We start from the raw sequence: 22,111 nt of genomic DNA on the forward strand, positions 1-22,111 counted from the left end.
CTGTCCGCCGACCAGCCCGATCGGCGCGAAGACGGCGACCGTGGTCAGCGTCGAACTGGTGATCGCGCCGGCGACCTCACCGACGGCGTTCACGATCGAGGTGCGGCCTCGCTCGCCGTGGCCCTGGTGGCGTTTGATGTTCTCGATGACGACGATCGAGTCGTCGACGACACGCCCGATCGCGACGGTGAGTGCGCCGAGGGTGAGGATGTTGAGGGTGTGCCCGCCAACCCACAGCCCGATGATCGCGATCAGCAGCGACAGTGGGATCGACACCGCCGTGATCAGCGTCGGCCGCACCGACCGCAGGAACATCAGGATCACCAGCACCGCCATCGCCAGGCCGATGCCGCCCTCGACGGTGAGGTCGTGGATCGACTGTTCGATGAACGGCGCCTGGTCGAAGACGGTGATGAAGGACGCCCCATGGCCCAGTTCGCGCTCCAGCGCGGCGGTCTGTTCGGCGATCGCGTGCGAGACGGCGACCGTGTTGGCGTCCGGTTGCTTGGTGAGCGACACGGTGACCGCGGCGGCGCCGGCGACCCGCGAGATCGACGTGCTCTCGACCGGCTGCTCGCTCACGCTGGCCACATCGCCGAGCCGGACCGGTCCGTCGGTGCCGAGCAGGCGCAGGTTCGCGATCTCCTCGGTGGTGGAGAAGGTGCGGCCGGTCTGGACGTCCAGGTTGGCCGCCTCAGCGTGCAGGGTGCCGGACGGGATCGCGGTGGCGCTCGCGGCGAAGAACTGGCCGATGGTGGCGGGGTCGATGCCTTCGGCGTCCAGTTTGGCCGGGTCGTAGGCGATCGCGATCTCGCGCTGTTCGCGACCGGCGACGCTTGCCTCGCGCACGCCCGGGACTGACTGCAGCGCGGGGATGACCACCTCGGTGGCCTTGGTGGACAGAGTGGCGAGATCCTCATTCGAGGACAGGGCCAGCATCACCACAGGGATGTCGTCGGTGCCGCCGGTGATCACCCTCGGATCCACACCGGACGGCAGCGAGTTCTTGATGCCGTCGACGGCGCTGCGCAGCCGGTTGGCCATCTCGTCGGCGGCGACGCCGAACTCCCACTGCACCGACACCTGCGAGACGCCCGATGAGGAGCGTGAGGTGACCGAGGTGACACCGTCGACGCCCTTGACCGCCGACTCGATCGGGCGCGACACCTGCGCCTCGACCACATCGGGTGCGGCACCCATCTGCACGGTGACGATGGCGCCGCGCGGCACGTCGATCGAGGGGATCATCTCCTGGCGCAGCGTGCCCGCGGCATAGGTTCCCAGCGCGATCGTGAGCACGGTGAGCAGCATCACCACGGTGCGGTGTGTCAGGCTGAGCTTGGTCAAACGGACCACAAGCCGATCCCTTCGTAGCGCCTGGAAGGCGTTGTGACTGGCCGGTGACGACCGGGCGTTGGTGAGGATATACCGAACCATTTGTTCGACGAACGCGGTCCCGGAGACCCGGAACAGGCCAGCCGGCGTCCGCGACCGGCCGGCGGCGCGCGCGGCGGCGTCCGTCGGCCTAAACTGGGCCGAACGCGCCCGCACCGTCTATGCGGGGCTGAGAAAGGAACATCATGCTGCGCACGCACGAAGCGGGAACCCTCCGCTTTGAGCACGTTGGACAGACCGTGACCCTCGCCGGATGGGTGGCCAAGCGCCGCGATCACGGCGGCGTCGCCTTCATCGATCTGCGGGACGCCTCGGGCATCTGCCAGGTGGTCGTCCGCGACGAATACCTCGCCTCGGCCGGCATCGACGATCTGCGCAACGAGTTCTGCATCCAGGTGACCGGCGTCGTCGACGCCCGGACGCCGGAGAACGTCAACCCGAACATCCCCACCGGTGCGGTGGAGGTGGCGATCCGCGAGCTCGAGGTGCTGAACCCGGCCGCGCCACTGCCCTTCCAGATCGACGAGCGCACCTCGGTGGGCGAGGACGCCCGACTCAAGTTCCGCTACCTCGACCTGCGGCGTCCGCGCCAGCACGAGGCGCTCGTGTTGCGCTCGAAGGTGACCCAGGTGATCCGCGAGGTGCTCGCCGGGCACGACTTCTACGACATCGAGACCCCGACGCTGACCCGCTCGACCCCTGAGGGCGCCCGCGACTTCCTGGTGCCGGCCCGCCTGCATCCGGGCAAGTGGTACGCGCTGCCGCAGAGCCCGCAGCTGTTCAAGCAGCTGCTGATGGTCGCCGGCATGGAGCGCTACTACCAGATCGCCCGCTGCTACCGCGACGAGGACTTCCGCGCCGACCGCCAGCCCGAGTTCACCCAGCTCGACATCGAGATGAGCTTCGTCGACCAGGACGACGTAATCGCGCTCGCCGAAGACGTGATGGCCGCCTGCTGGCGCCTGATCGGCGTCGAGATGCCCACCCCGCTGCCGCGGATGTCGTGGCACGACGCCATGAACGACTACGGCTCCGACAAGCCCGACCTGCGCTTCGACCTGAAGATCCGCGAACTGACCGCGTTCTTCGCCGAGACCCCGTTCCGGGTGTTCCAGGCGCCCTACGTGGGTGGCGTCGTGATGCCCGGCGGGGCCTCGCTGCCGCGCCGCCAGTTCGACGCCTGGCAGGAATGGGCCAAGCAGCGCGGCGCGCGTGGCCTGGCCTACATCACGGTCGGCGAGGACGGCACCCTGGGTGGCCCGGTCGCCAAGAACATCTCCGAGACCGAGCGTGAGGGCATCGCCGCGGCGATGGACGCCTCCCCGGGCGACGCGATCTTCTTCGCCGCCGGTGCCCGCGAGACCTCGCAGGAACTGCTCGGCGCCGCCCGCCTGGAGATCGGCCGCCGCTGCGGCCTGATCGACGAGAATGCCTGGTCGTTCCTGTGGGTGGTCGATGCGCCGATGTTCAAGTCCTCGGCGGATGCCGTCGCCTCCGGTGATGTCGCCGTCGGTGGCGGACGGTGGACCGCGGTGCACCACGCGTTCACCTCGCCCAAGCCCGAGTCGCTGGACAGCTTCGACACCGATCCCGGTTCCGCGCTGTCGTACGGCTACGACTTCATCTGCAACGGCAATGAGGTGGGCGGCGGCTCGATCCGTATCCACCGCCGCGACGTGCAGGAGCGCGTGTTCAACGTGATGGGCCTGAGCACCGAAGAGGCGCAGGAGAAGTTCGGCTTCCTGCTGGACGCCTTCAGCTACGGCGCCCCGCCGCACGGCGGCATCGCCTTCGGCCTGGACCGCCTCGTCATGCTGCTCGGCGGCTTCGAGACCATTCGCGACGTCATCGCGTTCCCGAAGTCGGGCGGCGGCTTCGACCCGCTGACCGAGGCGCCGGCGTCCATCACGGCGCAACAGCGCAAGGAGGCAGGCGTCGACGCCAAGCCGGTCGTCAAGCCCGCCCCGGGTGAGGCCGCGAAGCCGGAAGCCCCGAAGGCCTGATCGCACGCCAAGGCCCCGCCGGTAGGAATCACCTGCCGGCGGGGCCTTGTCGTGTGGTCGAAGCCACCCCAGGTCTGTTCAGAGTCCGAGTTCTCGGATGCGATGCTTGATGATGCTCGTCATCCGGCTGCGGGTCTCTTCGGGGCGGTGCTGCAAGAAGGCCGCGGTGAACCGATGCGACGCCCACCCTTGCGCGGCGAGGTCGCTGTCGCGGTCCCGGTCGCGTTCGAACGCCGCCCGAGGGCCGTGGTGCTCGTACCCGTCGGCCTCGAAGCCGAGTCGCAGTTCGCGGATCGCGGCATCGAAGTAGATCCGGCGCCCATCGGTCAGGGTGAACGGATGGTTCGTGACGAAAGGCCAGGGATATTCACCGGCGCGCAGATGGCGATGCAGCAGTCGTTCAGCCTCTGACCAGGGAAGATCTCGTGAGTCCTCCAGCAGCGCGCGCCGAAGCGAGTTCCCGCGGCGACCGGGGGTGAGTTCGAGTGCCCGCCACAACTGCGGCAACGTCACCACGCGGCGCCGGAGTGCCTCGTCGATGGCGTTCCCGCCATGGCGCGGAATCAGGTCGAGCACGGCAAGCGCGGGGCTGGTGAACTTGAGGCCGTGGAACTCCATGATCAACTCGTCGGGGATCGTTCGCCTTTCCCACGAGAATCCCGGCGCGGGCGGTGGACAGCCTGCTCGCGCGGCGGTCAGGTCGCCTACGACGAGTTCCCGCCACCAGATGAGGCCGGCTGCGGACACACCTGTGATCACGGCATCGGGATCGAGGAGACGGAGCGCCTCGACTCGGCACTCAAGCGGGCCCAGGCTCCCCGGCGGGCCGTATACGCCGGGAAGGATCCGGTCGACTTCTCCTCGACGGAAGGCGCGGTGTGCTGATCTCTGAGCAAGGCCGGGCGTGGGGCGATGCACGGTTGTCCGGGCTGGAACGTCATTCATGCCTAGGCAATAGGCGGCGAGGCCCGGATTTTGGCATCAAATTGGCCGGACGGGGCGAAGAGAAGGTGGATGCCGGCGTTTGGAGGTCGTCAGGCTGGCCTCCGGCGTGGTCGCGAGGCCGCCATGCCCGCCGACTGGCACGGGGAGGTGGCCGGCCTCGGCGCCCGGCCGCGCGCCGATCGGGTCGCGGCGGGGTGTCTGGGTCGAGCGCAGTAAATCACTTCACTCGTTGTCCGGCCGACGCGTAGAACATCAGTCCGACTGATGTTCTACGCGAGCTCAGAAATTTGAGTGAAGTGATTTACTGCGCTCGCGCTGGACACCGCGTGCCATTGCCCTGACTTCGGGCACCTGGCACTGTGTGCGCATGGCCGAGAACAAGACCCAGCCGACGGCAGGGAGCGTTGAGGACTTCCTTGCCGTACTGACCGAGCGCCGGCGGGATGAGGCGACCGCCCTGATCGGCATCATGAAGAAGATCACCGGCGAGGAGCCGGTGCTGTGGGGGCCGAGCATCATCGGCTTCGGCTCGCAGCACTACCGCTACGACTCCGGGCGCGAAGGCGACATGCCGGGGCTCGCGTTCAGTCCGCGCAAGGCGCGGCTCACGATCTACTTCAGCGAGGGCTTCGACCGCTACGGCGAGCACCTCGCCACGCTGGGGAAACACTCGGTCAGCGTCTCGTGCCTGTATGCGACGAAGCTCGCCGATCTCGACCTGGAGGTGCTCGAGTCCATGCTCCGGGTGTCGTATGGCCTGGTGGTGGCGCCGCCGGCCAAGATCACCACCGCCGAGGAGTACATCGCGCGGGTACCCGCGCCGGCGCGGCCGCCGTTCGACGAATTGCGCGCGTTGGTGCGCGAGGTGATCCCGGAGGCGAAGGAAGAACTCAGCTACGGCGTGATCGGCTACCGGGTGGGTCGCACCCGGTGCAAGGTGTTCGTCGGCGGCTGGGCCGATCACGTGTCGCTCTATCCGATCCCGAAGGATGACGGTCTGAACGCGGAACTCGAGCCGTACCGCCGGGGCAAGGGAACGCTGTGGTTTGGGCTCGAGACCGAGTTGCCGCGCGACCTGCTGCGCCGCGTGGTGGCCGCCTTGGCCGCGGCGTAGCCTTTGCTACCCTGGATGGCCGATGGCTCCGGCTCGGAGCCTCCCGGACGAGGGGTGCCGTACCCGGTGTGCGACAAGACGGCCCGAGGAGGCCAGTCATGTCCTGGATCGTTCTTGTCGTCTCCGGTTGCCTGGAGGCGGTGTGGGCCACCGCGCTCAGCCGCTCCGAGGGGCTCAGCAAGCTCGGCCCATCGGTTGTTTTCCTCGTCGCGATGACGCTGAGCATGATCGGGCTCGGCTGGGCGATGCGCGAACTCCCCGTGGGTACCTCGTATGCCGTGTGGGTCGGCATCGGCGCTTCGCTGACGGTCATCGTGGCGATGATCAGCGGCGAGGAGCCGATCTCGATCGCGAAGATCGCCTGCCTGGTCGCGATCGTGTCCGGCGTGGTGGGTCTCAAGGTTCTCCACTAGCCATGGTCACGTTCCGCCTTCGGCGGCCACCGCGGCCGCGGCGTGGTGGGCGGTGTGTGGATCCAGGTAGCGAGGCTCGCCCACCTGCTCGGGAGTGACGGACACCACGAACGGATGCCCGGCGGGGATGTTCAGGTGCTCCACGTCACGGTCGGGCAGGTGGTGCATCACTGCGGCGAGCGCGCGCAGCGTGTTGCCGTGCGCGACGAGGAAGACGGTCGACTCGGCGGCCTGGACCGCGGGGCGGATCTGCTCGTGCCACACCGGTTCTACGCGCGCGACCACGTCGGCGAGCGATTCGCCGATGCCCGCATCGAGTGGGCCGCGTTCGGGCACGGGGCCGGGATCGGTCCAGGTCGCCACCGTCGCCGGATCGGCGTGCAGCGGACGCCCGCGCATCGTCCGCCGCCAGGCGAAGAAGGCCTCCTCGCCGTGCAGCCGGCGCGCATCGGACTTCGACACCCCGGTGAGGCAGCCGTAGGCGCGCTCGACGAGCCGCCACGATTCCTTGATGGGGACGCCGTCGAGGCCGAGGTGGCCGAGCAACAGTTCGGTCGTCCGCCGGGCGCGCAGCATGGTCGACTGCCACAGGACGTCCGGGACGAGGCCTTCGTCAGTGATGAGCCCGGCGGCCACCGCCACCTGGGACTCGCCCGCGGGTGTCAGCCCGGCGTCGAGCAGCCCGGTGAACACCTGGCCGGCGTTGAACGTCGTCTCGCCGTGGCGCAGCAACATCAGCGTCCCCATGTGCCCATTCTGGCTTTCCTCCAAGCGATGCGAGGCCGGGGGAGTGAACTCCGGCTGCGGACACCCACCGCGGGCATCTCGCCGCGCCAGAATTGTCCGCGCCGCGCGGTACCGTGGCCGGTGTGACTGATCTGTTCGGCAATCCCGATCCGGCGCAGGCGCCGGTCGCCGCGCGCGGCGGTGGATCGCTGTCCGGCGCGCAACACGAAGGCGTGCCGCTGGCGGTCCGGATGCGTCCACGCACCGTCGACGAGATCGTCGGCCAGCAGCACCTGCTCGGCCCCGGGTCCCCGCTACGCCGGCTCGCGGACGGTCAGCCGATGTCGGTCTTCCTGTGGGGACCGCCAGGGGTGGGCAAGACGACGATCGCGTCGGTGGTCTCGCGGGCGACGAACCGGCGCTTCGTCGAGTTGTCGGGTGTCACCGCAGGGGTGCGCGAGGTGCGCGCCGAACTGGACGCCGCCAAGCGCGAACTGGCCCGCGGCACGGGCACGGTGCTCTTCGTCGACGAGGTGCACCGGTTCAACAAGGCCCAGCAGGACGTCCTGCTGCCGGCGGTGGAGAACCGACTGGTCACGCTGATCGCCGCCACCACCGAGAATCCGTCGTTCTCGGTGATCTCCCCGTTGCTGTCCCGCTCGTTGTTGCTGACTCTGAAACCCCTCACCGACGCCGACATCGACGCACTGCTCGATCGGGCCCTCACCGACGAGCGCGGCGTTCGCACCCCGCAGGGCGAGCCGTACTCTCTCGATCCGGACGCGCGCGCGACCCTGGTCCGGCTGGCCGGCGGGGACGCCCGCCGCGCACTCACCTATCTGGAGGAGGCCAGTGCGTCGGCGTCCGCACTGGGCAGCACCACGATCACATCCGAAGCGCTCGAACTGGCTGTTGACAAGGCGGCGGTGCGTTACGACCGCGACGGCGACCAGCATTACGACATCATCAGCGCCTTCATCAAGTCGCTGCGCGGGTCGGATGTGGATGCCGGCCTACACTACCTGGCGCGCATGCTGGCCGGCGGCGAAGACCCACGCTTCATCGCGCGCCGCCTGATCATCCTCGCCAGCGAGGACATCGGCATGGCAGCGCCCTCGGTGTTGCAGACCTGCGTGGCGGCCGCGCAAGCGGTGCAGCTGATCGGGATGCCCGAGGGCTATCTGAACCTCGCTCACGCCGTGGTGGCCTGCGCGACCGCACCCAAGTCCAACGCGGTCACCCTCGCCATCGGCAAAGCCCAGGCGGATGTCGCCGCGGGCAAGGGCGGCCCGGTCCCGTTGCACCTGCGCGACGCGCACTATGCGGGCGCCAAAGCGCTGGGGCACGGCAAGGGCTATCGATACGCCCACGACCACCCGCACGCGGTGGCACGTCAGCAGTACCTGCCCGACGATCTCGCCCACGCCCGCTATTACGAACCGACCACGCACGGGAACGAGGCGGCGATTTCGGAACGGCTCGAATCGATCCGCGCACTGCTCGGTCGTTCACCGTCGGCAGATCATCCGGAATGAGCATGTCAGCTACTCCGTGGAATCGCCGCTAAACTTCGACCTCATGAGCGAGCAACCGTTGTCCATTCTTGACGACTCGACCGATGACGTCACGAATCCCCAGCGCAAGCGCCGTGGCTTGCGGATTGTGCTGACGGTATTGCTGGTTCTCATCCTCGGCGTGGGCGGAATCGTCGGGATCTATGCCTCATCGATGTGGCGCGCTCTCGACGCGGTGCAACGTGACGATTCGATGATGCCGCTCGACCAGGGCGAGGTCACCGGTGGTGAGACGACGGCGGCCCCGGGCGAGGCGAAGAAGGGTGAAGGAGCAGGCGAAGGTCAAGGCGGCGAAGGCTCGCCTGAGAAGGCGCTTCCGCCGATCTCCTACGGCGCTACGAAGCCGGTCAACATCGTGCTGATGGGCTCGGACTCGCGCGGCAGCGACCGCGGGCGCTCCGATGTGCTGCAACTCATCCACATCCCCGGTAGTCGCGACGCGGCTTACCTGGTGAGCTTCCCGCGCGACTCCTGGGTCGACATTCCTGGCCGCGGCAAGGGCAAGATCAACTGGGCCTACTCGTTCGGTGGCCCGGCGTTGACCGTGTCCACTCTCAACCGCATCCTGACCGTGCCGATGGACCACGCGGTCGTGACCAACTTCGAAGGCTTCGTCAACGTGATCGACACCCTTGGCGGGGTCACCGTGTACAACCGGCACAGCTCAAGTTCGGGCGGGTTCGACTTCCCCAAGGGGGAGATCACCTTGAACGGTGAGCAAGCACTTCGCTTCGTGCGGGAGCGCTACGATCTGCCGGGCGGTGATTTCGCTCGTGCTCAGCGTCAGCGCGACGTGATCGGAGCGATCGGCAAGAAGCTCTCCTCGGCGGGTGTGGTCAGCAATCCCGTCAAGTTCAACGAAGCCGTCACGAAACTGGGTTCACAATTCAAAGTTGATTCAGGTCTGACGAACGACGTCATCGTCGGACTGGGCATGGAGTCGTCTGCGGCCTTCAACAACATTCGATCCCTCGGGCTGCCGAATGCCGGCACTGGCATGGTGGGGGACCAGTCGGTTGTTCATGTCAACTGGGACGCCGTCCATGATCTCCGGGTTGCCTTGCGCACCGACACAATGAAGGATTTCTACTCCAAGTACGGTGGATGATCGCGGCACCGCGACCCCGATAGACTACTTCAGTGCATAACGATTCAGCAGTCCTCGCGCTGGGACGCTCCGTCCGTCTCGACCTGAGCGGGCTGTCCGAGGCGGATGCCGCTACGGTGCGCCGGGTGTGGCGGGGCGCGGAAGCAGCACCCGGAGACCCCCTGCCGACGCCGACGCTCACCGTTCCGGTGGCTGCTGATCGTCCGCTGGATCAGATGCTAACCCTGCTTTCGCAGGCAGTGACACTGGCCGCGATCGAGGCGTGTCGCGGCGAGCTATGGATGCTGCACGCGGCAGGTATCGCCGATGAACGGGGTCGGGTTCTCGCCTTGGTGGGTCCGTCCGGCCGCGGAAAGACGACCGCGGTTCGCGCGCTGGCGACACACTTCGGCTACCTCACCGACGAGACGGTTGGCGTCGCCGCGGATGGCAGTGTCGTTCCGTACCGCAAGCCGTTGTCCGTGATCGAAAAAGCCGGATGGGTCAAGGCGCAGCGTCCGCCGGACGAGTTGGGGCTGCGCCGCCTTCCGGAGGCGCCACTGCAGCTGTCCGGCCTGATCTTGCTGGACCGCCGCACCGATGGTCCGGAGATTCCCATCGTCGAGGATTGTGATCTTGGCGACGCGCTTCCTGATCTGATCGCGCAGACCAGCTACGTCGGGGAGCTTCCCGCCCCCCTGCGGACGATCGCATCCCATGTGGCTGCTACGGGGGGCGTGCGAAGGATCATCTACCGCGAAGCGGAGTCGCTGGCGGAAACGGTAGGAACCCTCTTCCGTGACCCCGAGTCGCCAGGTCTCGGTGATCCGCTCACCCTTGCGCAAGCAGCATCAGGTCGGTCAGCCTGCTACCGCGCTGCGTACCTGGACGCGCTGCCACTCAACGATCCTGACCGGGTGGCGCTCCTGCAATCCGAGCCGTCGGGGACGGTGATCTTCCGCCTGCTCTCGGGGATCGCTCCGGCACTGTGGCGGGCCGCTGACGGCGCCCCCGTCGACCGGTTGGTGGCCGCTGCCGTGGACGCCTACGGCGAACCCGACGGTGGCCAGGCGCTCACCATCGTCAAAGCCGCGATCGACGAGCTACTCGCCGATGGGGTCCTCGCCGATGAGCCCTCGTGGCGCATCCGCGAAGGCGACGAGCACACGAGCGACGACCGAGTGACGTCGCTCGGACTCGAAGGCCCGGCCCGACGGGTATGGGATGTCCTTTCGGGCTCCCGCGGGATCACCAGCCGACGACTGATCGGGGCCGTCGCGGAAGACATCGAGTTCGACACGGACGCGGTGGCTGATGCTATCGGTGTGGTGCTGCACACGCTCCAGACGGAGGGGATTCTCGAGCGCGTTGCCCCGTGAGCCGCCGCCGAGTTTGAGCCGTAGCGACGAGATGCGGGCGAGGGGTTTCGGGTCTATCAACCGGCCCCAGGCTCAATGTTGTGCCAAGGGAATCGATCGGGGCTGCGGCGTCGCCCACAATGACGATAACGGATGCCGCCCGGAGACAAACCCCATCACCCGCTCAAGAGGACCAACTCCGAGCCAGCGCCACCACAGGGTCGCGAAGAGCCAGCAAACCATGAGTACCCCGATCTGGATCAGCCATCCCAGTGGGGGGTGTGAGCTCATCAGTCGTTCCTTGAGGTCGGGAATGACCCATCCCTTTTGAATAGCGATGAGTATCGTGACGTGAAGCGCGTAGACGGAAAGCGCCATCCGGCCCTGCGCAGTGAAGGGCGTCAGGAGCCATCGGGACGCTCGCTGGACGCGCTCGGTGGCGGCATCGGTGAGGTAGTAGATCACTGCAAAGGCACCGACTGCGGTCGCGATGTCGCGGACGACCTCATAGTGTCCGCCGGGGATATCGAATCCGGGCATGTCACGCCATCCCCAGGCGGAGCAGGCAGCAAACACGAGGGCGGATACGGCGATGAGCCGGATGGCGGGAAGGCCTCCACGAGCCAGGCCAATCCGACCCAACGCGAGACCGAGCAGGAACAGTGGAAGCAAACTGAGCAGCCGGTAGTCTTCGCCCAGGACGATCCAGTCAGCGATCGTCGCCACAGGTGTGCGCGGTTGAATCAAGGCAGGATGCGCCGCAACGGCCGCCCTGGCAGCGCTCACCACAAGGGGGCCGAACAGTGTCACCACGGCGGTAGCGACAAGAAGCGCGCGCGGTGCCAGGAAGATGAACGGCACGGTCGCCATCAGCGTCACCCCGAGGTAGTCGAGCACCACCGAGACGCCGGAGTACGTCATGCCCAGCAAGAGCCCAAGGCAGATGAGGACCACCGACCGCGCGACGGTGCCGCGGCGATAACTGGAACGCCCACGTGCGGACGCGGCCGCGGACCGTGAGGTAAGGGCCATCGTGAGGCCAACCAGCAAAGCGAACAGCGGGGCTGCCGGGTTGAGGGCGGCCACGGCGAAGTCGACCGCGGCGGGTGTGATGGACCGTACATACGGCATCGTGTGCGCGATCACCATCGTGACGACAGCGATTCCGCGAGCGGCGTCGAGCACATACCAGCGCGTGCTGGAGGTCGGGAGGGGGGTGGGCATACCGACCAGTGTAGGGGGGATTTTCTTGGTCATTTCGGCGCCCCCCATCGATCGAACGGAAACACGACGAAGAACACCTTGCCAATGATGCGTTGGCGAGATACCAAACGTGCACAATCCGACGCTGCCGCAGCGTCGGCACCACGACACAAAGTCACCGAATCACTGGATCGCGCGCGATTGTCCCCGACCATCAAATAGTGGTCGTCGGGCACAGTGATCATGGGAAAACACCGCGTCGAGCGCGGTGAGGTGGTGCAATCCAGCTGCCCGGATACGAAAGGGAGATCGCTGCCGAGGAAGGGCTCGGACGCCTGCTGCCCATTGCGTAATAGATGGCCTAGATCGTCACAACACTCCACCGTGTCACCCGGCCCTGCTAACACTCGTTTCACGAGCACATCGGTATTGGAGGGGCCGAAGCCGACGATGTCCCCCACCCAGCCGATGACAGTCCGTAGCGCCCCGCGCTCAGAGGGCTGACTCGGCCAGTCCTCCGGCCAGGTGAAGGCCACGATGTCACCTACGACCGGGGCGCCCGACATATAGGCTGTTCGATTGACGAGAGCCCGGTCGCCCGGCTTGAGAACAGGCTCCATTGAGGAACTCGGCACCTGGAACGCCTTGACGGCGAAAGCCTGCACGATGGCCAGAACCACGAAGACCGCGACCACGTGTGTGAACGGGTGGGTCGTGATTCTCCTCCAGCGCGATCGCCGCCCTGGAGGAGAATCAGATAGAGGCACGCCGCTATTCGCCGGCGCCACGCCGATTTCCCGGACCACCCGAGCCAGTCGCCGGCACCACCTCTGAGTCTGGTGCTGCGGACGCGTCCTCGGTGGACTGGTAGTAGTCACCGGTGTACTGATAGCCGTAGTAGGCCGATCCGGAGCCCTTGCGCGGCACACGATTGAGCACCACGCCGAGCGCACGGCCGCCAGCGCGGTCGAGGTTGCTCTGCGCCTTCAGCAGCGCGTCGATCGTGGTCTTCCCCACGGTGGTCACCAGGACTGCTCCGTCAGTGTTGTGACTGAGAACCGAGGCGTCGGTGACGGGGATGAGCGGGGGAGCATCGATGATGACGAAGGCTTCCTCGGTCAAGCTCCGGATCAGGTCGCGCATGCGCTGAGAACCCAGCAACTCGCTGGGATTGGGCGGAATACGACCCGCGGCGACAACCATCAGCTTCTGGTGCGGTCCGACGGGCTGTGCGACATCCTCGATGGATGCGCGTCCGGCCAAGACATCGGTGAGACCGACCTCGCCGGGGATGCCGAAGACCGAGGCCACCATGGGGCGGCGTAGATCGCCATCGAGAAGGACAACCGGTTGGCCGCTCGCCGCGAGCGTGATGGCCAGGTTGGCCGATGTCGTCGACTTTCCTTCACCGGGCAACGCGCTCGTGATCACGACGGATCGAGGGGGATTGTCGACATCCATGAACTGGATGTTGGTGCGCAGTTCACGCATGGCCTCAGCTACTGCATGAAGGCCTTCGTTGCCCTTGCCGTTCGCGCGACCGCCGTCGAGCGGCAGCAGTCGGTTGCCGTCGGCGAAGGACTTCTCGTCAGGGATGGCGCCGACCACGGTGAGCTCGGTTTCCTGCTCGACGGCGTCAGCGGATCGGACGCGACGGTCAAGGGTGTACCGCAGGAAAGCGTAGGCGATGCCTGCCGCCGCTCCGATCAGTGCGCCGAGAACCAAGGCGAGCTTGACGTTGGGCGAGGTGGGTGCGTTCGGCAAGCGGGCCGAATCTGCAGCGTCGAGCCTCACCTGCGGCGTGCCGCCGTCATTGGGCGCCTCGATCCGAGCGATCTCAGCCTGCATTCCACGAACCCAGGCGCTGGCGAGATCGCGGGCGCTCTCAGGGCTGGGGCCCGTAGCACGAACCTCGATGATGACGGTGTCTTGCGGATTGGTGACCGTGACACGCCGAACCAAGGACTCGGGCGTGTCCGTGAGGCCGAGCTCGTTGATCGTGTGCTCGGCCACGGTACGCCAACTGCCGAGCCTCACGTACGACTTGACCCGCGAGAGAGCCAAGCTGTTGCCCACCATGCTGGCGGAGCTGTCATCGGTGTTGATGGCGGGGACTACCATTCCGTTGGCGTCCGCGGTGTACACACGCGGCTGGAGGAGCGACCAACCGGCCGCCAGGCTGACGCCGAGGAGAATGCTCGTGACGATCCCTACCCAGTGGGCACGACCTATGCGCAAATAGTCGCGAAGTTCCATTTCTTCCTTGTTCTCAGGCGTGCGTTTTCAAGACGAAACACGACAACGCAAGAGTGAGTGCGAAGACGCAGCTGCAGATGTGATGTGCGCGCAAGCGCCGGCATTGTTGTACTACAGCGCGCAGGTGGGGGCAGGTTTGTTAAACCCACCCCCACACAAGGCTTGTTGCCGAGCTAGACTCGGGCAACGCTGCTTACAGAACGGCGCCGCCCCAGGTCTGCCCGGGATCGATGGGACCGTTGCTGGTCAGTTCGTAAGTACCGGCCACGCTGCTACGGAACGTGATGTTCACGTTGGTGACGCCTTCGTTCGGCGTGATCAGCCAGCTGCCGGGGCCGTTCGGCGTGATGGTGCCGTTGGCCCACGAGACGACGGACGCGAGGAAATCGAAGCTGGCGGTCAGCGTGAAGGTCTGGCCGGGAGGGAAGGCGCCGTCCTGGCCGTTGGCGTCGAGGCCGAAGGGGCGAACAACGCCGATGTTACCGACGCGGGGGCTGGTGGTGGTCGCACCGATGCTCATGGCCTCTTCGGGCTCCTGGCTGGCGGCGGCCATCGGAGCGGCGGCAGCCACAGCGATCACCGGAGCTGCCCAGGCGGCAGCGGTGACAACAGTACGACGCGACGGGCCCTTCGGCGCCTCTTCGCGAGCAATCTCATCCATATGAGGATCCTTTCGACTTTGGGGGGTGTGCTGTCGAACTGACTGCACCTGTCCGGGTGCCCGTCCGTACTACGAGTGAACCCAACAGGCAGCATGCTAGCAGGAGCAAAACATCATTCAGCAAACTGGTTCGTCCCGTGAAACTCCGCTGTGGCGTGCCGGTGCGGGCAGCGAAAGTCCTACGGGCCCGGTGGGCTCGCCGGGCGCCATCGGCCTTTGGCAGAACAGGGGCTTGAGGACGCATTGGGGTATGAGTGAGCATCCCCTGCGTTTCCGGGGGGTTACGATTTGCGCGCACCGATCACCGGCGCGCTCGCCAATCAGCGATACACCTGCGCACAGGCGGCCAATTCCGGCGCCTGGCTGGGCAGGCCGTCAGGCCGGCTATCGGATGTGCTGGGCGCCGAGGGTCAGCGCCGGGAACCAAATTGGCGCGCCGATTTCCTCATCTCGGCACGTGACCTGCGCGCGGGATACGTCAGGGCGATGAAAACTGCGGCGACGATGATCGGCGTCGCGCGTCCTTGGGTCCAGTAGATGAAACGCGGGAGCTCGAGGATGCCGACGAAGCACACTGCGTACGCGAGGAGGGCCGGCACGCTGCCCTTGGTAAGTCGCGCGAACAACCTGCCGATGATCAGGCCGGCGAGCGCCCAGAACAGGATCATGCCGGTGAGTCCCCACTCGCTGTAGGTGACCAGGAAGGAACCGACGTTGGTGAACTCCCGGTTGCCTTGCGTGCTGAGGATGAGCGCCCACCAGTCCTCGGCAGCGTGACCGTTGATGCCACCCTGGCTGGAGGCATCAACGCCCGGTGCGTTCCAGATGAAAGGCACGGAGAAGTAGGGGGTGGCGAACGAGCCCTCGTGCGCCTGCATGAACATGGCGCTGTTGTTGAACGCGGTCACGTAGTAGGCCGCCAAGCGCGTGGACACCCACTCGACGAAAGAAGCATCGGTCGTCGACTCGTAGTAGATCCAGCTGCGGGTGTATTCCGAGACCGCGAAGACCACGGAAATGAGCGGAACGGCGAACAGCGGGGCGGCGCGAAGCGGCGCACGCCAGCGCGAGTCGTTCGGCACCGTCACGGCCGCCACGATGATCAGCGGTACCAGCACCTCGATCAACGCCAACCGCTCGGCATAGAACATCGTGCGCACGGCGGCCAGGAGGAAGACCAGCGCAAGGGCATTGCCGCCCCTCTTCAGGCGGCGCAGTACGGCACCGATCGCTACCACCAGCGGTCCGAACTGCGTCAGCGTGGTCAGGCCGCCGATCGGGCGTGCATTGTCCTTCAGGCCGCCGATGGCCCCGGGATCGCGATCCACGACGGCCATCAGATCGGTCAACTGGACCCCCTGCATCGCAGCGCTGGCCATCCAGATCATGTAGCCGACCACGGTGAGGAGGTAAAGGAAGGTGTAGGCCCGGTTGAGGTAGTCGATCTGGCGCGCGGAGAACCGAATCACCGTGCTACCACCCCGCGAGGTGCTCGCACTCGCGACCATCAGCGCGATGAAGAACGAGAGCAAGCCGATGAACAATAGGCCCGCTTCCTCGCGCCCGAGGTACTTGTGCACGTGCCAGAGGTCGAAGACCTGGCGCGGGAGGAGCAGGGAGATGACGCTCATCGATCCGGTCAAGAGCAGCAGAGCCCAAGCCGGATGCAGCCACCAGGGCCAGTGGATCTCCAACACGGCCTCATCGGCAGCGATGTCGACCGCTCGGTCGGCGTGTGCACCACGCTGTTTCATTTGTCCCTCTCATCGCTCGCCAGGCCATCCTCCAGCTGCCGCAATCCACGGAAAATACGTTTCACGCGGGCCGCCAACGCGCTGCGTGCTCCACCACCCGCCATTTGATCGGAGGCGAGCGCCACCTCGGCGCGTGGCCATACGAGGCGAAATAATAGGCGCGCCCGCCTCACTGGCGGAAGGCCACTCAGCGCCATGAAGTAGCCCTGAGCGCGGGTCGGAGCAGCACGCCAGATCCAGTTAGGCGGTGGCGGATAGTCCGGATCGATTGTCTCGTCGGGAAACGCGGCTCTCAGCAACGGTGCGAGGGAGGCGTCCGCACGCAGCAGTCTGGCGCACTGCAGACCCTCGCTGCCTGCCCTTCGCAGCGACTCGACCGCGAGCGCGCTCCGTGCTTGCCGCGCCACGGCGTTCCTCGACGACCGTGATTGGCTTTCAAGCGACGGTCGGGCAAAGTGCAAAGCGGCGATCACCGCGTGCGCTGGTGCGGTGGGCACCCGTGTGGCCGTTCCTGCGAAGCACAGCGGCTCGGTCATCTTCCTGAGCCGTGCGAAGGCATCGTCCGCAGCGAGAGCGATCCCCGGGAAGTGCCGATGAATATCGATCTCACACCCCCAGTCGGACGGTCGCAGGGTAACCGAGTGATTGACTGGAACGTCGTTCCAGACATTCGGCACAAGCTCCCATCCCCATTCGAGCAGAGCACTCTGGAGTTCGTCCGAGCTCCTGGGGTCGACCCAGATGTCCACGTCTCCAGAATGCTCACGCGCACGCAGTCCCTGTCGGTGCAGGGCAGGTCCTTTGATGAAGACGATGTCGGCACCGCATTCGGCCGCGACATGCGCAACCATCGAGTAAACCAGCTCGTGCAGCGGCGAAGTCAGCCACGGCTCGGGAACCGAGGACGTGCGCGCGGGGTGGGCAGGATCACGCGAGGCCAGACCGAAGGTCTCGAACTCGCCGACGAGGGACCGTTCCGCGGGGGACAGCTCATCGTCGGGGACGGGACCATCGGCCAGCCGGCGCCAGAACGCGCCCTCTTCCCCCTTCAATCCGACGGGAAAGCTGGGGAGGGACGACAGGATGAGGTAGTCCATTTCCTGGCTCGCGACCGGGTCGTTCCTCAGGTCGAGTGCGCCATAGCTGGTGGCGATCCATGCCTCGGTCAACGAACACCTGCTTCGCCATGGACGCCCGGCATGCCGGCCAGAGCGTGGAGTTTCGAGGGTGTCCAGGATGGACGCGGCGACGCGCAGGTCGGCCGGTAGGGCATGCGAGAAGAGGGGGACGTCACGATGCTCCTGCGTTGCGGACACCAAATCGGCAGCGTAGCGAGGGCGGGGGAGTTGGTCAAAGCCGATGAAATCCGGCATCGAACTGCCGCATGAGGGCCGCACAGCCGGGCATCACGAGACGCCGCGTTCATGATTCGGACTCTTTGCGCCGGGCCAGCAGAACCGTGAGGGATATCCAAAGAAGAAGGTACATGAATGCGTCGCCGAGGAAAGCGCCGGTGACACCACCGAGAGCGGCACCGACCGGACCCACGCCGAACGCGATGAAACCGACCACCACCCGGATTCGGGTGACCGGCCAGGTCACGCCCATCGCCCGCAGGAAGACGCTGGGCACCACCGACCATGTCGCGAAGACGCGGTTGACCATCACTGCCACCGCGACCGCGACCACCGATGCCCAGCTCTCCCCGAAGAGGATGATTCCGATGGGCTGGGGCAGCAAAAGGACCACGGCCCAGGTCAGCAGGACCGAGGCCATCATGACCAGACCGAGCTTCCAGTAGTTCGGCCAGATCCGTGCGGAGGCGATGCCATCGGTGCGGGTCTCGCGCACGAGGGTCGAGCGCGCGAAGTTGATGAGGAGACTGGACAGACCGAAGACTGACATCGCGATCCGGAATGTGGCGGTCTCGCTCGGCGCGTGGAAGGCCGCCAACGCCATCGTGATGGCGTACCCCGCCGCAGCGCCGATGATGGCCTCCGTCGCGTAGGCGAGGCCGGAGCTCCAGGTGTTGACCAGCCAATCCCGCGCCCGCGAGGCAGACAGCGAAGGCCGGACACGAAGGGTGGAGATCAGCGCGGCCATTCCCGCACCGCCGCTCCAGGCGATAGCTACCACCAGCGGCGAGCCCGTCATCCGAGCAGCGAGGAGGATGCCGGTTGCCTGGGTGATCACTGCCAGCAGGTCGAAGGTCAACAGCGACGAGCTCTCGCGCTCAGCAATGTAGTGGAAGCGGTACAGATCTTGAGCCACGATGCCGGGCGCGGCGAACGCCGCTCCGGCGAACGCCGGAGCGAGCGGGGGGACCGCGAAGGCCAGGATGGCAAACACCGCGGACGACACCAGCGCGCCGCCGAGGGCCGCACTCAACGCTCCGTCCAGTGGAGACCCCGTGCCCAGGGCCTTGCCGACGATGAGGACCTCACCGATGAAGGCGCGCAGAACGCTCTGTACGAACAGCACCGATGACAGCGCGATGGCGAACAGGCCCAGGGCATCGGGTGTCATCCCTTGGGCCGCGCAGATCAGGAAGAGAATGGAGCCAAGGCTGACCACCCCCTGATCCACCACGCCAAGCTTGAGGGCGCGACGTGAGCTAGCCATCCGTCCTACTCTTCGACCAGGGCGGAATGACGTGCAGATCGGGGCTATTCATCCCGGCCTCTCCGGACGCTGGAGAGCCCTTCTAGCCTGCCCTGCAGAATCGCGATAGCTATCTGCCTCTTACCTCTCGATGGCGCATGAACGACGATCCGCATCAGGCTCTTCAGCACCAGCAGCGCCTGCCGCAGGCTCGACTCCCGCAGCGCGAAAACGCGCCCGGTTCCGCGCGCGTAGCTCCGTACCCGCTCCACCGAGGCCGCCGCATCCGTCGAGACGAGGTTCATCTCGCTCATCTTGGCCTCGGGCTCGAACCACACCTCATACCCGGCATCCATGATCCGCAGGAGCAGGTCGGTCCCCTCGCCGGATCCCCATCTGGTTCCGGCGCCGAGTCCGAGAGTTTCGTCGAAAGTTCCTGCCCGGTCAATGGCCTCGCGCGAATAGAGCATGGTCGCCTCGATCGAACTGGTCCAGACCGTGCCGCGGGTCAGGCGCTGCCGGCGGCTCGGGAAGTTCAGTCGCGGCTGCCCGGACTCGAAGTCCCTTAGATATCCGCTGACGGCGCCGGCACGCCCGTTCCGGGACTCAGCGGCGCCGGTCAGCCGTTCAAGAGCATCGTCGTTGAAGATGATGTCGTCATCGGGCGTCGCGAGATAGTCCCAGTCGGAGGCAAGGGATCGGATGCCATGATTGCGGGCGCGGGAGAGCCCGCGGGCCGAGGTGGTCAGTGTGATGTTGAGTCCGGGGAATTCGCCGACGATCTGTTGCACCAAGTCCGGATCACCCTGGTTCACCACGACGATCTCGACGGGTTGCAGAGTCTGGCGTGACAACGATTCGAGCGTGTGCCGGACGGTCGGGCGGCTGCCCAACGTCGGAATCACCACGGCAATGTTCGGCATGGTCCTCAACGTTTCTGATTCGTGGCAGCCTGGGTCAGGCTCTCCGCCAGATCGGCGAGGATCCCCTGCTGGTGGCGTATCGCGTGGTTGATTGCTGCATCGTAGTCAGCCCTGGCCGTCGCGCTGGTGAGGAGCGTCCGCATCTGGTCGACCACCTGGGCAGGCTCGAACGAGAACGCGTTGTGGACGAAATCGCCGATCCCGAGGTCCGCAAAGGCCGCGAAGCCCTTGCGCTCGTAGGCGAGGTGAATCACGTAATGTCCGGCCTGCAGCGCCATCAGAGCGGCGTGCAAACGGACGGCGATCACCACTCGCTTGGGGCGCGTGTCATTGAGGAGCTCTGAGGGTTGAATGATCCGAACCGGATCGAGGCTCTTCATGGGAGCGGCGTCCTGATTGGATCCCGTCTGGCTCTGCACATAGCCGTCGAACCGGCCCACGCGGGTGGCGAGATCGAGAATCGGGGCGGGAAGCCCGCCGCGCAGATTGCGGACCGACATGACGGGGAGGTCGAGTACGGCCTGGTCAGGCTCCCGCTCGGGCACGCGAAGAACAGCCATGTCGGGTGCGCGCTTGAGAAAGGGACCGATCTCGGCGACCGTGCGGTCGTCCCGCGCCCACACGGCGCTCAGCTTCCTGAGCCTGCGGCGGAACCAAGGGGCACTTCCAAGCCGGAGCGGACCGATGCTCTGCGGGAGGTAGACCACCCGAGCGCCGACTTTGGCTGCGGCCGTCAACTGGGGACCCTGCACGAGCAGAGCCTTCGCGAGTTCGATGCAGTGTCCGCCGCGGAGGTAGCCGCCCCCCACTCCCACCACCAGGTCGAACTGGTCCAGGTGCCGGAGTGCGTCGAGGAATGTCCGGTCGTAGCCTTTCAAGCCGGGCTTGCTCCGGAGCATGGTGACTCCCGGAAGATCGAAGCTCTCCGGATCGGAGGCGCACAGCGTGAGTTCGAGGCGTTCTCGTGCAAACGTCGAGCGGATGAGCTCGATCGCTTCAGTCACCAGCATGCCATCGCCGATATTGTCGGCGCTGTAGCCGTGCAGAATGATCACCCTCATGCGGCGGTCACCGAGTTATAGACGGCGAGGTGCTGCTCCAGGCTCGCGTCCCAGGTGAAACGCGAGGCCCACGCTTTGCCTTCTGCGATCGTCTGCTCTGATGGGGTCTCCTGCTGCAGTGCCCGGATCAGCCCCTCCGCGATTCCGTCTCGGGAAACGTCCTCGATGACCATCGCCGGCCCGGCCACTTCGGCGAGCGAACCGCGGTTGGAGGTGAGCACGGGCGTCCCAGCGGCCATCGCCTCGAGTACCGGAAAACCGAAGCCCTCGTACAGGCTCGGGAAAGCGAAAAGCCGGGCGTGCTGCATCAGGGCCACCCGGTCGTCATCGGAGACGAACCCCAGATAGTCCACGGGCCCGGACTCAATGGCTGCCATCGACTCCTGCGCGTTCCACGCCGGCTTTCCGGCGATGACCAGCCGGACGCCGAGTTGGACGACCGACGGATGCTTGAACGCTTCGACCAACTCGATCAGGTTCTTCCTCGGTTCGATGTTGCCCAGGTACAGAACGTAGGGACGTCCGGCCAGCGATTCCATCACCGCAGTGGGCTCCCGGCGAGCGACGAAGTGCGCCAGATCGATGCCGTGGTGGATGGTCGTGATGCGCTCCTGAGGAACATCGAAGACTGCGGACACATCGTCGGCACTGGACTGAGAGACGGTGATGATCGCGTTGGTGGAGGCGATCGCTCGTGCCACTCGGGTACGCCAGATCTTCTCTTGGCGAGGATTGCGCGCGGTGGAGATCCAGCGGCTGGCCACGCCATGAACGGTCACGACCGATGGTCCACGCGTGGGCAGCAGCGGACCGGTGTCGGCGGAGTAGTGCAGGACCTTGCCCGCGACGGGGCGTCTCATTCCCTGAAGCGTCTCCTGGAGCGCCGTGAGGGGAGCGTTCCGGCCCGAGCGAATCCGCGAAACGGTGACGCCTCGATCCCTGAGGCCCTGGGCGAGGTAGCGTGCGTACGTCGTATTGCCGCCGACGTGACGGTCGATGATGCGTTCGGGGAATGCCACTTCGCGCACCTGATGCAT

The 22,111-nt window shown here is 66.3% G+C and carries 19 protein-coding genes and 1 riboswitch; of the genes, 6 read left to right on the top strand and 13 right to left on the bottom strand.

What is annotated here, in order from left to right; all coding sequences use genetic code 11:
- On the bottom strand, nt 1-1,356 hold a 1,356-nt coding region (locus tag QM708_RS00005), incomplete at its 3' end, for an efflux RND transporter permease subunit (RefSeq protein WP_415103147.1).
- 224 nt (nt 1,357-1,580) lie between these two features.
- On the opposite strand from QM708_RS00005, the gene aspS reads away from it, so the two are divergent.
- Nucleotides 1,581-3,398, top strand: coding sequence for an aspartate--tRNA ligase (gene aspS / locus QM708_RS00010; RefSeq protein WP_415103149.1), 1,818 nt, complete (start codon nt 1,581-1,583; stop codon nt 3,396-3,398).
- 78 nt (nt 3,399-3,476) lie between these two features.
- On the opposite strand, the gene QM708_RS00015 is transcribed toward aspS, so the two are convergent.
- Nucleotides 3,477-4,016, bottom strand: a complete 540-nt coding sequence (locus QM708_RS00015; protein WP_415103151.1) for an endonuclease domain-containing protein — start codon at nt 4,014-4,016, stop codon at nt 3,477-3,479.
- Between the two features lie 694 nt (nt 4,017-4,710).
- Here QM708_RS00015 and QM708_RS00020 point away from each other — a divergent pair.
- Both QM708_RS00020 and QM708_RS00025 read left to right on the top strand, forming a co-directional pair.
- Nucleotides 4,711-5,457 carry a DUF1801 domain-containing protein gene (locus QM708_RS00020; protein WP_415103153.1) on the top strand — a complete coding sequence of 249 codons (747 nt, stop codon included), beginning with the start codon at nt 4,711-4,713 and terminating at the stop codon, nt 5,455-5,457.
- 20 nt (nt 5,458-5,477) lie between these two features.
- A riboswitch (guanidine-III (ykkC-III) riboswitch) is annotated at nt 5,478-5,545 on the top strand.
- Nucleotides 5,546-5,555: 10 nt separating this feature from the next.
- Nucleotides 5,556-5,870, top strand: coding sequence for a DMT family transporter (locus tag QM708_RS00025; RefSeq protein WP_415103155.1), 315 nt, complete (start codon nt 5,556-5,558; stop codon nt 5,868-5,870).
- 6 nt (nt 5,871-5,876) lie between these two features.
- On the opposite strand, the gene QM708_RS00030 is transcribed toward QM708_RS00025, so the two are convergent.
- On the bottom strand, nt 5,877-6,617 hold the full coding sequence (locus QM708_RS00030; RefSeq protein ID WP_415103157.1) for a 2,3-bisphosphoglycerate-dependent phosphoglycerate mutase: 741 nt from the start codon (nt 6,615-6,617) through the stop codon (nt 5,877-5,879).
- A gap of 122 nt (nt 6,618-6,739) precedes the next feature.
- Between QM708_RS00030 and QM708_RS00035 the strand changes: the two genes are divergently transcribed.
- Genes QM708_RS00035 through QM708_RS00045 form a run of 3 tightly spaced genes read left to right on the top strand, consistent with a single transcriptional unit; the run spans nt 6,740 to nt 10,636 of the window.
- Entirely contained in the window at nt 6,740-8,131 is a 1,392-nt protein-coding gene (locus QM708_RS00035; protein ID WP_415103159.1) for a replication-associated recombination protein A, read from the top strand.
- A 43-nt stretch (nt 8,132-8,174) separates the two neighbouring features.
- Nucleotides 8,175-9,278, top strand: a complete 1,104-nt coding sequence (locus QM708_RS00040; protein WP_415103161.1) for an LCP family protein — start codon at nt 8,175-8,177, stop codon at nt 9,276-9,278.
- 32 nt (nt 9,279-9,310) lie between these two features.
- Nucleotides 9,311-10,636 (top strand): hypothetical protein, encoded by a 1,326-nt coding sequence (locus tag QM708_RS00045; protein ID WP_415103163.1) that lies wholly within the window; start codon nt 9,311-9,313, stop codon nt 10,634-10,636.
- Nucleotides 10,637-10,708: 72 nt separating this feature from the next.
- Here the strand turns inward: QM708_RS00045 and QM708_RS00050 are convergent, their stop codons facing one another.
- The 10 genes from QM708_RS00050 to QM708_RS00095 all read right to left on the bottom strand — a co-directional run bounded on the left by QM708_RS00050 (nt 10,709) and on the right by QM708_RS00095 (nt 22,111).
- Nucleotides 10,709-11,839 (bottom strand): DUF418 domain-containing protein, encoded by a 1,131-nt coding sequence (locus tag QM708_RS00050; protein WP_415103165.1) that lies wholly within the window; start codon nt 11,837-11,839, stop codon nt 10,709-10,711.
- A 29-nt stretch (nt 11,840-11,868) separates the two neighbouring features.
- Complete coding sequence (gene lepB / locus QM708_RS00055; RefSeq protein ID WP_415103167.1) at nt 11,869-12,513, bottom strand: signal peptidase I; 645 nt, start codon at nt 12,511-12,513, stop codon at nt 11,869-11,871.
- Nucleotides 12,514-12,589: 76 nt separating this feature from the next.
- Nucleotides 12,590-14,074 carry a polysaccharide biosynthesis tyrosine autokinase gene (locus tag QM708_RS00060; protein WP_415103169.1) on the bottom strand — a complete coding sequence of 495 codons (1,485 nt, stop codon included), beginning with the start codon at nt 14,072-14,074 and terminating at the stop codon, nt 12,590-12,592.
- 193 nt (nt 14,075-14,267) lie between these two features.
- Entirely contained in the window at nt 14,268-14,735 is a 468-nt protein-coding gene (locus tag QM708_RS00065) for a hypothetical protein (RefSeq protein WP_415103171.1), read from the bottom strand.
- A gap of 410 nt (nt 14,736-15,145) precedes the next feature.
- Nucleotides 15,146-16,429 (bottom strand): hypothetical protein, encoded by a 1,284-nt coding sequence (locus QM708_RS00070; protein ID WP_415103173.1) that lies wholly within the window; start codon nt 16,427-16,429, stop codon nt 15,146-15,148.
- 56 nt (nt 16,430-16,485) lie between these two features.
- On the bottom strand, nt 16,486-17,862 hold the full coding sequence (locus QM708_RS00075; RefSeq protein ID WP_415103175.1) for a hypothetical protein: 1,377 nt from the start codon (nt 17,860-17,862) through the stop codon (nt 16,486-16,488).
- A 49-nt stretch (nt 17,863-17,911) separates the two neighbouring features.
- Nucleotides 17,912-19,111 (bottom strand): hypothetical protein, encoded by a 1,200-nt coding sequence (locus tag QM708_RS00080; protein ID WP_415103177.1) that lies wholly within the window; start codon nt 19,109-19,111, stop codon nt 17,912-17,914.
- 44 nt (nt 19,112-19,155) lie between these two features.
- The gene (locus tag QM708_RS00085) at nt 19,156-20,013 is read right to left on the bottom strand and encodes a glycosyltransferase family 2 protein (RefSeq protein WP_415103179.1); all 858 of its coding nucleotides are present in this window, start codon (nt 20,011-20,013) and stop codon (nt 19,156-19,158) included.
- A 5-nt stretch (nt 20,014-20,018) separates the two neighbouring features.
- A complete protein-coding gene (locus QM708_RS00090; protein WP_415103181.1) occupies nt 20,019-21,074 on the bottom strand; it encodes a polysaccharide pyruvyl transferase family protein in 1,056 nt (351 codons plus the stop codon).
- Entirely contained in the window at nt 21,071-22,111 is a 1,041-nt protein-coding gene (locus QM708_RS00095; RefSeq protein ID WP_415103183.1) for a glycosyltransferase family 4 protein, read from the bottom strand. The genes QM708_RS00090 and QM708_RS00095 overlap by 4 nt, the downstream gene beginning before the upstream one ends.

Origin of the sequence: Propioniciclava sp., from assembly GCF_047602245.1 — a bacterium.
Classification (GTDB): Bacteria; Actinomycetota; Actinomycetes; order Propionibacteriales; family Propionibacteriaceae; genus Propioniciclava.

Bases quoted from the DNA above. Each gene is read 5' to 3' on its own strand.
- aspS (WP_415103149.1), top strand. From the start codon at position 1,581: ATGCTGCGCACGCACGAAGCGGGAACCCTCCGCTTTGAGCACGTTGGA.
- QM708_RS00015 (WP_415103151.1), bottom strand. From the start codon at position 4,016: ATGGAGTTCCACGGCCTCAAGTTCACCAGCCCCGCGCTTGCCGTGCTC.
- QM708_RS00020 (WP_415103153.1), top strand. From the start codon at position 4,711: ATGGCCGAGAACAAGACCCAGCCGACGGCAGGGAGCGTTGAGGACTTC.
- QM708_RS00025 (WP_415103155.1), top strand. From the start codon at position 5,556: ATGTCCTGGATCGTTCTTGTCGTCTCCGGTTGCCTGGAGGCGGTGTGG.
- QM708_RS00030 (WP_415103157.1), bottom strand. From the start codon at position 6,617: ATGGGGACGCTGATGTTGCTGCGCCACGGCGAGACGACGTTCAACGCC.
- QM708_RS00040 (WP_415103161.1), top strand. From the start codon at position 8,175: ATGAGCGAGCAACCGTTGTCCATTCTTGACGACTCGACCGATGACGTC.
- QM708_RS00050 (WP_415103165.1), bottom strand. From the start codon at position 11,839: ATGCCCACCCCCCTCCCGACCTCCAGCACGCGCTGGTATGTGCTCGAC.
- QM708_RS00060 (WP_415103169.1), bottom strand. From the start codon at position 14,074: ATGGAACTTCGCGACTATTTGCGCATAGGTCGTGCCCACTGGGTAGGG.
- QM708_RS00065 (WP_415103171.1), bottom strand. From the start codon at position 14,735: ATGGATGAGATTGCTCGCGAAGAGGCGCCGAAGGGCCCGTCGCGTCGT.
- QM708_RS00075 (WP_415103175.1), bottom strand. From the start codon at position 17,862: ATGCCGGATTTCATCGGCTTTGACCAACTCCCCCGCCCTCGCTACGCT.
- QM708_RS00080 (WP_415103177.1), bottom strand. From the start codon at position 19,111: ATGGCTAGCTCACGTCGCGCCCTCAAGCTTGGCGTGGTGGATCAGGGG.
- QM708_RS00085 (WP_415103179.1), bottom strand. From the start codon at position 20,013: ATGCCGAACATTGCCGTGGTGATTCCGACGTTGGGCAGCCGCCCGACC.
- QM708_RS00090 (WP_415103181.1), bottom strand. From the start codon at position 21,074: ATGAGGGTGATCATTCTGCACGGCTACAGCGCCGACAATATCGGCGAT.
- QM708_RS00095 (WP_415103183.1), bottom strand. From the start codon at position 22,111: ATGCATCAGGTGCGCGAAGTGGCATTCCCCGAACGCATCATCGACCGT.